The following is a 10,262-nucleotide window of genomic DNA, read 5'->3' on the forward strand; positions in this document are numbered from 1 at the left end:
GCCAAATCGGAACCTGACGGCTTAATTCACCTCGGAAAGCTTCCATGCCGATTACCGATCTGGTCGCACCCGAGGCGATTCTCCCGGCATTGAAAGTCAACAGCAAGAAGCAGGCCTTGCAGGAACTCGCGGCCAAGGCCGCCGAGCTGACCGGGCAGAACGAACGCTCCGTGTTCGAGGTGCTGCTTCAGCGCGAAAAGCTCGGCACCACCGCAGTCGGCTACGGCGTCGCCATTCCCCACGGCAAGCTGCCCAAGCTCGAAAAGATCTTTGGTCTGTTCGCGCGCCTCGATCGCCCGATCGATTTCGAATCGATGGACGGCCAGCCGGTCGATCTCGTCTTCCTGCTACTCGCCCCCGAAGGCGCCGGCGCCGACCATCTCAAGGCACTCGCCCGCATCGCTCGCCTCTTGCGCGACCAGGACATCGCCAAAAAACTCCGCGCCTCGCGCGACGCCCAGGCGATCTATTCGGTGCTGGCCCTGCCGCCGGCGACGGCGGCGTAACAGACCGAGTGTTCAAGTTGTCCCGCACCTGCCGACGTAAGTGCGAGTCTAGCTGGGCGAATACGCCCGCGATCTGCCCCGTGGTGATCTTGAGCGGATCGCCCCTCTCTGTGAGATCGTCGCCGGAGCTGGTAAGCACCCGGGCCCCGCGCTCGATCAGCGCGATGATGCCGACCTCTTGGACGATCAGCTGGCCCAAACCTTGACGCTTCCTCGACCACAACGGTCCGCACGCCATTTGACTCAATCCGGTCCAGCAAGGCGGAAAACCCCCCGGCCGACTCTCGATCGGGTCCGCCCTGCTGACGCCCTGGCCGCTGCTCTTGTTTCGATTTCTTGAGCGTGATCGGCTGCCTCTGCTGCAGCCAGCTGGCCTGGTCTTGCTCGAAACGCAAAACGGGCACCTCTTCGCGTGAAGCCATATTTCAGAGAAGGGCGACGATCTTTTCGAGGGTGATGGGCGATGCCACTGATGCGTTCTTGTCTCGGTGGTGAAACGTGCTCGTCCACGGATCGAACGTAGGCACTCCTGCTTCGACAAACTCGCTTACATCGCGCGTCACGACAGCCAGATCTTGCAAGGCTGCAATTGTCGCGATGAACAAGTCCGGTTGACCGAAAGTGCGTCCGCGTTTCCGTCCATCGGCGACGATCGTCTTCCATCGAATGATCACTTCTTCGGTGATACCAAGAACTCGTCCACTGAAGAACGGTCGAAGAGAGTTATCGAGCCACGAGCGAAGATCGGCCCGTCGGGCCGGATCACCCAGCTGCTCGATGCCGTAGACGATCTCGGCAAAGGTGACGTCCGTGACGAACAGCGTTTCGCCTCGTTGAGCATTGATGAAGCCTACAACGGCGGGGTTGGCATTGGGCTTGCGCAGCTCAGAAACGACATTGGTGTCGAGCAGCCAACCTCTCAAAGTTCGATGTCCCGAACCCTGGACTTCACGGTAAGCCGGTCAAATTCGATGTCCGCCAAGGGAGAGTCCGCGAGCATCTTCACGAGATCGCGGCCGCTCGGGGGATTCTGAAGACGGTCAAAATCGTCGGCCCCGACGATTACCGCTGCGTCCTTGCCATGCAGGGTAACCCGCTGCGGTCCCGTGCGTTGAGCTTCCCTCACGACCTCGCTGAAATGCGCTTTCGCGTCCTGAAGGCTCCATCGCCCAGATCGGGAGCCCCTCTTGGAGGCGTTGCGCTTGACTGGGGGCATGTGGCTCTCGCATCTAGTCAGAACGACCAGAATCTAAAAGGTTTGAATTCATCCGTCAAAGCGAAATGGGCATGCTCTCGTGCGAGAGCATGCCCATTCGAATCTCTGCTGCTGTGCTTGGTCAGCTCACCGCTCAGTGCACGCTCACCGCTTGCAGCTCGTTGCTCCAGGCATTGGCGATCGCGGCTTCGCGGCTGTCGGTCAGCATGATCGGCGTGCCGTCGGCGGCGTGAAGCGCGAACAGCTTGAGGCCCGGCGCGATTTTCGGCGCTTCGGGAAACAGGCCCGGCACGTCCTCGGAGCGGATCTGCTTCACATAGGCGATATGGCCTTCGCCGAGGGTTGCCAGCGTCTCCGGCGAGACATTCTTGGCTTCGTATTCGAACGCAACGTGACCTTCACTCATGGTCTCGACTCCTCTGGAACACTAAGCGGTCGAGTCCGCTACTCGTTCCATTATTCGTGCTCATTGATAGCGATTGTCTTAACGATCCGCTCCGGCTCAGGCCGGGCCAGATCGACCGACAACAGCCCGTTCTTCAGATCCGCACCCAGCACCAGCATCCCCTCCGCCAGCACGAAGGTGCGCTGGAAGTGGCGCGCGGCGATCCCGCGGTGGATGTATTGCCGGGTCTTGTCGTCCTGCTGCCGCCCGCGGATCACGAGCTGGTTTTCCTCAATGGTTACATCGAGTTGGTCGCGGGTGAAGCCGGCGACCGCCAGCGTGATGCGCAAACGCTCGGGCTGGCCGTCCGACCGGTCGCACCTCTCGATATTGTAGGGAGGATAACCGTCGGCGCCTTTGACGACGCGATCGAGCACGCGCTCGATCTCGTCGAAGCCCAGCAGGAAGGGACTGGAGAGCGTTGGAACACGAGACATAGTTTACAAAGTCCTCGCAGAAGCGACTTTGGTGTGTCGGAGCCCGCAAGCGGCACCCCTTGGTCAGCAATATGGGCATATCCCCGTGTGGGTTCAAGCAGGTAGCACGAGCCCTGCACAGGTGGCATTCCCGCATGTGGTGCGGTTTGCTTCGCGTAGAGCGTTTGCGCATTGTCATGGCTGGGGCATGGCCGTCCGTAAGACGGCGCCGCTTCCGCTCGCCGATATTCCCACGACCGTTCTCTCGACACCAGGAGCAATGCCCGGGACAAGTTCGGGGACGGCAAAATGCAGGGCGATTTATGTCAATGAAAACAAGCCCCTTCTACTGTGCATGGGGTTGTTTTCGCACTTTTTGTTAGCTGTCCCTTCGGAACCCGGTCAGGCTTCCAACCGCTTCCGCCCATCGCCGCTGAACAAATGCAGCTTTTGGCGAACCGCTGCGACGCGGATCTGCTGACCGATGGCTGGCGCCTCGGCTCCGGGAAGGCGGACGATGACCTCGCCGGGCGGCAGCTCGCCGGGCGTGGCGGCGACGCGCTGGTCTTCCTGAGCCCGCGAGCCGTAGACGAAGGTTTCGGCGCCGACGCGTTCGATCGCTTCAACGGTGAGGGGCAGCGCGACGCCGCCGGCGGGCGCCTGCTCGGTGATGACGAAGTCTTCCGGGCGGATGCCGAGGATGCCGGCCTCGCTGCCGCCGAGCTGCGACTTGATCTCGTCGGGACGGGTGGACATCAGGTTCATCGGCGGCGCGCCGATGAAAGAGGCGACGAAGGTCGTAGCCGGCTGCTGGTAGATCGCGAGGGGATTGCCGACCTGCTCGACCTGGCCGCCATTCATCACGACCAAAATGTCGGCGAGCGTCATCGCCTCGAGCTGATCATGGGTGACGTAGATCGACGTCGTGTTGAGCCGGCGCTGCAATCTGCGGATCTCGACGCGCATCGCGATGCGCAGCTTGGCATCGAGGTTGGAGAGCGGCTCGTCGAACAGAAACACCTTCGGCTGGCGCACGATGGCGCGGCCCATGGCGACGCGCTGGCGCTGGCCGCCGGAAAGCTGGCGCGGCTTGCGCTCCAGCATGGCGGAGAGCTCGAGCACGCGCGCCGCTTCCCCGACGCGGGTCTTGATCTCGGCTTCCGCCATTCCGCGGTTGCGCAGACCATAGGCCATGTTGTTGTAGACGCTCATATGCGGATAGAGCGCGTAGTTCTGAAACACCATCGCGATGTCGCGATCGGCGGGCTCGACCTGGTTGACGATGCGGCCGCCGATGTCGATCTCGCCGCCGGTGACGGTCTCCAGCCCCGCGACCATGCGCAGCAAGGTCGACTTGCCGCAGCCGGAGGGGCCGACCAGCACGCAGAACTGGCCGTCGCCGACATCGACGTCGATGCCCTTGATGGCTTCGAAGCCGCCGGGATAGGTCTTGCGAACGTTGCGCAGGGTGACGTTAGCCATTGCTCGCTCCGCTCGCGCGAATGGCGAATCGTGAGTGGCGAGTAGTGGGGCTGTGTGGAATGCCGCAGCCATTCAATCGTCGGCGGACCATTCGCCATTCACTATTCGCCATTCGCCCCTCACTTTTCCGTCTCGACTAGGCCGCGCACGAACAGCTTCTGCATGGCGACGACGACGAACACCGGCGGCAGCATGGCCAGCACGGCAGTTGCCATCACGATCGGCCATTCGGTCAGCGCGTCGGTGGTGGTGATCATCTTGCGGATGCCGATCTGGATCGTCTGCATGTCGTCGCGGGTGGTGATCAGCAGCGGCCAGAGGTATTGGTTCCAGCCGAGGATGAACAGGATCACGAACAGCGCCGCCATGTTGGTGCGCGACAGCGGCAGCAGCGTATCCCAGAAGAAGCGCAAGGGGCCGGCGCCGTCGATCCGCGAAGCTTCCAAAAGCTCGTCCGGCACGGTCATGAAGAACTGGCGGAACAGCAGCGTTGCGGTGGCCGACGCGATCAGTGGCAGCGACAGGCCGGCATAGCTGTCGAGCATGTGCAGATCGGCGACGATCTTGTAGGTCGGATAGATGCGCACCTCGACCGGCAGCATCAGGGTGATGAAGATCAGCCAGAAGATCGGCATCCGGAACGGAAAGCGGAAATACACGATCGCATAGGCCGAGATGATCGAGATCGCGATCTTGCCGACCGCGATCAAGAGCGCCATCACCAGCGAGTTCAGCATCATGTTGCCGACCGGTTCGCGAGTCGAGCCGCTCGTGCCGATGAAGATCGTCTGGTAGTAAGTTTTGAAGAACTGACCGCCGGGCAGCAGCGACATCTGTCCGTTCGCGATCAGCGCGTTGTCCTGGGTCGAGGCGACGATCGCGATGTAGACGGGGAAGGCGACGATCGCGATCCCGATCCAGAGGATGATATGAGCGACGTAGCGCCGAAAGCCTTCTTCCTCGACCATCAGTAGGTCACCTTGCGTTCGACGAAGCGGAACTGGATTCCCGTCAGCACGATCACCATGATCATCAGGATCACCGATTGCGCCGCGGAGCTGCCGAGATTGCCGCCGAGCAGGCCGTCGGAATAAACCTTGTAGACCAGCGTCTCCGTCGACTTGCCGGGACCGCCGCGGGTCATGGTGTCGATGATGCCGAACGTGTCGAAGAAGGCGTAGACGATGTTGACGACCAAAAGGAAGAAGATGGTCGGCGACAGCAGCGGGAAGGTCACGGTCCAGAACCTGCGCATCGGGCGCGCGCCGTCGATCGCGGCGGCCTCCAGCACGCTTCGCGGGATGCTCTGCAGGCCCGCGAGGAAGAACAGGAAATTATAGGAGATCTGCTTCCAGGCGGCGGCGAGGATGATCAGCGTTGCTGCCTGGTCGCCGTCGAGCAGCGGATTCCAGTCGATGCCGAGGACGCGCAAATAGCGCGAGAGCACGCCCAGCGAGGGATGCAGCATGAAAATCCAGAGCACGCCGACGACCGGCGGCGCCACCGCATAGGGCCAGATCAGCAGCGTGCGGTAGAGCATCGAGCCGCGCAGCGGCTTGTCCGCCATCACGGCAAGGAGCAGCGCAAACGAGAGCGACGAGACCGCGATGGCGAACGAGAAGAAGAAGGTCCGCACGATCGCTTCGAAATAGGCGCGGTCCTGCAGAAGCTCGAGATAGTTGTCGAACCAGACGAAGCTCGTCGAAAGACCGAAGGCGTCCTGGAGCAGGAAGGACTGGATCACTGCCTGCAACGCCGGCCAGTAGAAGAAAATCAGGACGATCGCGAGCTGCGGCGCAACCAGCGCGTAGGGCAATAGCTTCGATTGGAAAATGGCTTGTTTTTGCATGATGCGCGCAGGAGCGGCAGGCCGGGTAACCGGCCTGCCGCCGATCGCCTTCACTTCACGGCGGTCTTTTCGAACTGCCGCAGCATCGTGTTGCCGCGTTCGACGGCGGCATCGAGCGCCTGCTTGGCGGTCTTCTTGCCGGCGAGCGCCTGCTCGATCTCTTCCGACCAGACGTCACGGAGCTGCACCATGTTGCCAAGGCGCAGGCCGCGGGAATTCTCGGTCGGCTCCTTGTTGGTCAGCTCGAGCAGCGGGGTCTCGAGATAGGGCTGATCCTTGTAGAAGCCTTCCGCCTTGGCCTTCTCATAGGCCGCTTTGGTGATCGGCAGATAGCCGGAGGCCTTGTGGATATAGACCTGGCGGTCGGTGTCGGAGAGGAAGCCCAGGAACTTCGCGACGCCCTTGTACTCGTCGGCCGACTTGCCGCCCATCACCCAGAGCGAGGCGCCGCCGATGATCGAATTTTGCGGTGCGCCCTTCACGTCGGGATAATAGGGCATCGGCACGGCGGTGAAGGCGAACTTGGCCTGCGCCTTGACGTTGCCGAAGAACGCCGAGGAGGTCAGATAGAGCGGGCATTCACCCGACGTGAAGCGGCCTTCGCCGGTGTTGGTGCGGCCGGCATAATCGTAAGTCTTGTCCTTCTGGAGCTCGACCAGCTTCTCGAGGTGCTTGACCTGAAGCGGGCCGTTGAATTCAAGCACGGTGTCGAAGCCGTCGAGGCCATTGGCCTTGGTCGATAGCGGCACGTTGTGCCAGGCGGAGAGCTGTTCGAGATTGACCCAGGTGACCCAGGAATTGGAGAAGCCGCAGGTGGGGTGGCCGTTGTCGTGCAGCTTCTTGGCGGCGTCGAACACTTCAGGCCAGGTCTTCGGGATTGCGACGTTCGCCTTCTTCAGCTCGTCGAGGTTGACCCACATCACCGTCGACGACGAGTTGAACGGGAAGGACAGCATCTCGCCCTTCGAGGTCGAGTAATAGCCGGTGATCGCGGGCAGGTAGGCCTTGGGATCGAACTTCTCGCCGGTCTCGGCCATCAGCTTGTAGACCGGCTTCACCGCGCCGGTCGCCGCCATCATGGTGGCGGTGCCGACCTCGAACACCTGCATGATGTGCGGCGCATTGCCGGCGCGGAAGGCCGCGATGCCTGCGTTCATCGTGTCGGGGTAGTTGCCCTTGTAGGTCGGGATCACCTTGTAGTCGCTCTGCGACGCGTTGAAGTCGGTGGCGAGCTTGACGATGACGTCGTTGTTGGCGCCGGTCATCGCGTGCCACCACTGGATCTCGGTCACGGCCAGGGCCGGCGAGGCCATCATGCCAACCGTGGCCGCGACAGCCGCAGCCGCACCAAAATGTCGAAGAGCCATCAAGAAAACCTCCCTTGCCCGTCAATAAAGAAGCGCTTGCGCTAGCAGTGCCATATGACGTTCACATGACTGTGTAAGCGGCCGAAACGAAAGCGGCAAGCGCTGGAAAAGGGAAGCCGGAAAATAGGCGAAGGCGTGCGGGAGACCGCGCCGTGCGTTCGCGCTGCACACGCGTGCTCGCGCCGCAGTGCGGCATTGGATGACGTGAGTTGTCTATCAGGCGGCGGTCTCGAACACCTCTCCCGCTTGCAAGCGGGGAGGGTGCGCACCGCCGTTGCGGCAACGCTGAGGTCTATTTCACGAGGCCTCAGCGCTTGCGCTCGGGGCCGCAGACCACGCCCTTTTCGACCATCGCGTCGATCTCCGCCCTGGAGTAGCCGAACTCGCCCAGCACCTCCGCCGCGTGCTGGCTGAATTTCGGCGGCAGGCGGCGCAGGCTCGGCTTGCTGCGGTCGAGCCGGATCGGCGAGGCGACGCCCTTGTACCAATCCTTCTCGATGATATCGCCGCGCGCGATCGTGTGGGGATTCGTGAGTGCCTGGTCGATTTTCTGCACCGGGCCAGCGGGCAGGCCCGCCGCGAGCAGGCGGTTGCACAGCGGTTCGGCCTCGTGCTGGCTGAACACCGCGGCGAGCTCGGCGCGCAGCGCCTCGCGATTGGCGATGCGGTCCTTGTTGCGGGCAAAGCGCGGATCGGTGCCGAGCTCGGGCTTGCCGATCTCCTTGGCGAGCTTGCGGAAAGTGCCGTCATTGCCGACGCCGATGAAGATGTTGTCGGTTTTCGTCGGGAAGATCGCGTAAGGCACGAGGTTGGGATGCTCGTTGCCGGTGAGCGCAGGTGGCTTGCCATGCATGAAATAATTGGCGGTGTGCGGATGCATGATGGCAAGGCCGGTCTCGTACAGCGTCGTCTCCAGGAACTGGCCCTTGCCGGAGCGCTGGCGCTCCGATAGCGCCATCAGGATGCCGATCGCCGCGTACAGGCCAGTGGTGATGTCGACCAGCGGCACGCCGATCCGCATCGGGCCGCTCTCCGGAGAGCCGGTCGCCGCGATCATGCCGGTCATGGCCTGGATGATGGCGTCATAGCCGGGATTGCCGCCGCGCGGACCGTCGGCGCCGAAGCCGCAGATCCGGCAGTGCACGAGGCGCGGGAATTTTGCGCGCAGCACCTCGTTGCCGATGCCCCATTTCTCCAATGTGCCCGGCTTGAAGTTCTCGATCAGGACGTCGGCCGTCTCCAGCATCTTCAGCAGCACGGCGCGGCCCCCTTCGGAGGCGAGGTCGAGGCCGATCGAGCGCTTGTTGCGGTTGATGCCGACGAAATAGGCCGCATCCTCCTCATGGAAGGGAGGGCCCCATTCGCGCACCTCGTCGCCCGCCGGCGGCTCGACCTTGATCACGTCGGCGCCGTGGTCGGCGAGGATCTGGGTGCAGTAGGGACCGCCGAGCACGCGCGTGAGATCGATGACGCGCAATCCACTCATGGCACCCAGACCGGCTTCAGAACCCGCGGCTTCAGAATTCATGCCTTCGCTTCCCCTGTGTCGATGCTTGATCACAGGCCTAGCGAGGTTCGTGCATCCCAGCAATGGCTCCGCCCGTGGGGCCGTATGCGCCGCCGCAGCGCAATCCCGCGGAACGGCAAACCAATGGAAAGCAGCCAGCCCGAGGGGGATCTCGGGCCAGCCAATCCGCAATTGCGGTCAGACGACCGTCAGGCGAACGTCGACATTGCCGCGCGTGGCGTTGGAGTACGGGCACACCTGGTGCGCCTTCTCGACCAGCGCCTCAGCCTCGGCGCGAGCCAGGCCCGGCAGCGAGACGGCGAGATCAATGTCGAGACCAAAACCGCCCTCGGAGCGCGGGCCGATGCCGACGATCGAGGTGACGGACGCGTCATTGGGAACCTTGGGGCCGCCCTGCGACGCCACGAACTTCATCGCGCCGATGAAGCAGGCGGCATAGCCCGCCGCAAACAGCTGCTCGGGGTTGTTGCCGGCGCCGCCTCCGCCGCCGAGCTCCTTCGGCGTGGTCAGCTTGACGTCGAACGCGCCGTCGAGCGTTGCAGCATGGCCGTCGCGGCCGCCGGTCGCCTTGGCACTGGTCTTGTAGAGGACGTTCACGGACATTTTCATCTCCCTCGGGTTCGGGTGGACGCGATCTGTATCGCAGACAATTAGATTGCGCGCAACTCAAATTGCAATGCCTCACATTTAATTGTTTGCAATTGAATTTACGGCCGCCCGGCCCCACAATACGGGCAAATCCCGCGAGAGTCCCCATGGCCCGGAAACCATCGGCAGCGGACGCGCCGCTGCGGCTCGACAATCAGATCTGCTTCGCGGTCTATTCGGCCGCGCATGCTTTCAATCGTGTCTACAAGCCGCTGCTCGACCGGCTCGGCCTGACCTATCCGCAATATCTGGTGATGCTGGTGCTATGGGAGCGCGACGACGTACCGGTCAGGGATATCGGCGAGAAGCTGTTCCTGGATTCCGGCACGCTGACGCCGCTGCTCAAGCGGCTCGAGGCCGCCCATCTCGTGAGGCGCACCCGCTCGAGCGAGGACGAGCGTCAGGTGCTGATCGCCCTGACGCCGCAGGGCCACGCGCTGAAGGACAAGGCACGCAGCGTGCCGCAATCCATTCTGGCGGCGTCGGATTGCTCGGCGTCGGAACTGGTCGCAATGAAGGACGAGATCGTCGCATTGCGCGACCGGCTCAATGCGGTGATCGGGGAGTAGGGAAGTTCGTCAGAGCCTAGGAAAGCCGCTTCTTCGTGAAGGCGCGGCCGGAATGAGACTTCAGGTACTTTTCAAACGCCAGAGCTTTGTACTTGTCGGGGAAGGCGCAGTACCAGATCAGTTTCCAAGGCTTATACTTAGCCCGCATTTCTCACACGGCCGATAGCTGTGCGACAGAGGATAGAAGGTCTAGCGAAGGCGATGAGGAGCCGTTGCGCTGGAGGCGCGGGTGGCGA

The 10,262-nt window shown here is 62.6% G+C and carries 12 protein-coding genes and 1 pseudogene; 2 read left to right on the forward strand and 11 right to left on the reverse strand.

Annotated elements, in window-relative coordinates; translation table 11 throughout:
* Positions 1-44 precede the first annotated feature (44 nt).
* Entirely contained in the window at positions 45-506 is a 462-nt protein-coding gene (gene ptsN, locus IVA87_RS03610) for a PTS IIA-like nitrogen regulatory protein PtsN (protein ID WP_027514736.1), read from the forward strand.
* Positions 507-931: 425 nt separating this feature from the next.
* Here the strand turns inward: ptsN and IVA87_RS03615 are convergent, their stop codons facing one another.
* From IVA87_RS03615 to IVA87_RS03660, 10 genes are all read right to left on the reverse strand, one after another.
* Positions 932-1,429, reverse strand: coding sequence for a type II toxin-antitoxin system VapC family toxin (locus IVA87_RS03615; RefSeq protein ID WP_247332731.1), 498 nt, complete (start codon positions 1,427-1,429; stop codon positions 932-934).
* Positions 1,426-1,722 carry a type II toxin-antitoxin system Phd/YefM family antitoxin gene (locus IVA87_RS03620; protein WP_247303930.1) on the reverse strand — a complete coding sequence of 99 codons (297 nt, stop codon included), beginning with the start codon at positions 1,720-1,722 and terminating at the stop codon, positions 1,426-1,428. Before IVA87_RS03620 ends, IVA87_RS03615 begins: the two co-directional genes overlap by 4 nt.
* Before the next feature lie 133 nt (positions 1,723-1,855).
* Positions 1,856-2,128 (reverse strand): DUF1150 domain-containing protein, encoded by a 273-nt coding sequence (locus tag IVA87_RS03625; RefSeq protein ID WP_007598581.1) that lies wholly within the window; start codon positions 2,126-2,128, stop codon positions 1,856-1,858.
* A 50-nt stretch (positions 2,129-2,178) separates the two neighbouring features.
* Entirely contained in the window at positions 2,179-2,604 is a 426-nt protein-coding gene (locus IVA87_RS03630) for an Hsp20 family protein (protein ID WP_014438749.1), read from the reverse strand.
* A gap of 381 nt (positions 2,605-2,985) precedes the next feature.
* The gene (locus IVA87_RS03635) at positions 2,986-4,065 is read right to left on the reverse strand and encodes a sn-glycerol-3-phosphate import ATP-binding protein UgpC (protein ID WP_247332734.1); all 1,080 of its coding nucleotides are present in this window, start codon (positions 4,063-4,065) and stop codon (positions 2,986-2,988) included.
* Positions 4,066-4,184: 119 nt separating this feature from the next.
* Positions 4,185-5,033 (reverse strand): sn-glycerol-3-phosphate ABC transporter permease UgpE, encoded by an 849-nt coding sequence (gene ugpE, locus IVA87_RS03640; RefSeq protein WP_247303927.1) that lies wholly within the window; start codon positions 5,031-5,033, stop codon positions 4,185-4,187.
* Positions 5,033-5,914 carry a sn-glycerol-3-phosphate ABC transporter permease UgpA gene (ugpA, locus tag IVA87_RS03645; RefSeq protein WP_247303926.1) on the reverse strand — a complete coding sequence of 294 codons (882 nt, stop codon included), beginning with the start codon at positions 5,912-5,914 and terminating at the stop codon, positions 5,033-5,035. The genes ugpE and ugpA overlap by 1 nt, the downstream gene beginning before the upstream one ends.
* A gap of 50 nt (positions 5,915-5,964) precedes the next feature.
* On the reverse strand, positions 5,965-7,281 hold the full coding sequence (gene ugpB, locus IVA87_RS03650) for a sn-glycerol-3-phosphate ABC transporter substrate-binding protein UgpB (protein WP_247303924.1): 1,317 nt from the start codon (positions 7,279-7,281) through the stop codon (positions 5,965-5,967).
* Between the two features lie 307 nt (positions 7,282-7,588).
* Positions 7,589-8,809 (reverse strand): CaiB/BaiF CoA-transferase family protein, encoded by a 1,221-nt coding sequence (locus IVA87_RS03655; RefSeq protein ID WP_247332736.1) that lies wholly within the window; start codon positions 8,807-8,809, stop codon positions 7,589-7,591.
* A 177-nt stretch (positions 8,810-8,986) separates the two neighbouring features.
* Positions 8,987-9,412: an organic hydroperoxide resistance protein gene (locus IVA87_RS03660; RefSeq protein WP_247303922.1), complete on the reverse strand. Its 426-nt coding sequence runs from the start codon at positions 9,410-9,412 to the stop codon at positions 8,987-8,989.
* A 152-nt stretch (positions 9,413-9,564) separates the two neighbouring features.
* Between IVA87_RS03660 and IVA87_RS03665 the strand changes: the two genes are divergently transcribed.
* Complete coding sequence (locus tag IVA87_RS03665) at positions 9,565-10,026, forward strand: MarR family transcriptional regulator (protein WP_247303921.1); 462 nt, start codon at positions 9,565-9,567, stop codon at positions 10,024-10,026.
* Between the two features lie 16 nt (positions 10,027-10,042).
* Here IVA87_RS03665 and IVA87_RS03670 read toward each other — a convergent pair.
* Positions 10,043-10,168: pseudogene (locus tag IVA87_RS03670) on the reverse strand (GIY-YIG nuclease family protein); the annotation flags it as partial.
* Between the last annotated feature and the right edge of the window lie 94 nt (positions 10,169-10,262).

Source organism: Bradyrhizobium sp. 147 (assembly GCF_023073935.1).
Classification (GTDB): Bacteria; Pseudomonadota; Alphaproteobacteria; order Rhizobiales; family Xanthobacteraceae; genus Bradyrhizobium.

Coding starts and splice junctions, on each gene's coding strand:
- ptsN (WP_027514736.1), top strand. CDS start 45: ATGCCGATTACCGATCTGGTCGCACCCGAGGCGATTCTCCCGGCATTG.
- IVA87_RS03620 (WP_247303930.1), bottom strand. CDS start 1,722: ATGCCCCCAGTCAAGCGCAACGCCTCCAAGAGGGGCTCCCGATCTGGG.
- IVA87_RS03625 (WP_007598581.1), bottom strand. CDS start 2,128: ATGAGTGAAGGTCACGTTGCGTTCGAATACGAAGCCAAGAATGTCTCG.
- IVA87_RS03630 (WP_014438749.1), bottom strand. CDS start 2,604: ATGTCTCGTGTTCCAACGCTCTCCAGTCCCTTCCTGCTGGGCTTCGAC.
- IVA87_RS03635 (WP_247332734.1), bottom strand. CDS start 4,065: ATGGCTAACGTCACCCTGCGCAACGTTCGCAAGACCTATCCCGGCGGC.
- ugpE (WP_247303927.1), bottom strand. CDS start 5,033: ATGGTCGAGGAAGAAGGCTTTCGGCGCTACGTCGCTCATATCATCCTC.
- ugpA (WP_247303926.1), bottom strand. CDS start 5,914: ATGCAAAAACAAGCCATTTTCCAATCGAAGCTATTGCCCTACGCGCTG.
- ugpB (WP_247303924.1), bottom strand. CDS start 7,281: ATGGCTCTTCGACATTTTGGTGCGGCTGCGGCTGTCGCGGCCACGGTT.
- IVA87_RS03655 (WP_247332736.1), bottom strand. CDS start 8,809: ATGAATTCTGAAGCCGCGGGTTCTGAAGCCGGTCTGGGTGCCATGAGT.
- IVA87_RS03660 (WP_247303922.1), bottom strand. CDS start 9,412: ATGTCCGTGAACGTCCTCTACAAGACCAGTGCCAAGGCGACCGGCGGC.
- IVA87_RS03665 (WP_247303921.1), top strand. CDS start 9,565: ATGGCCCGGAAACCATCGGCAGCGGACGCGCCGCTGCGGCTCGACAAT.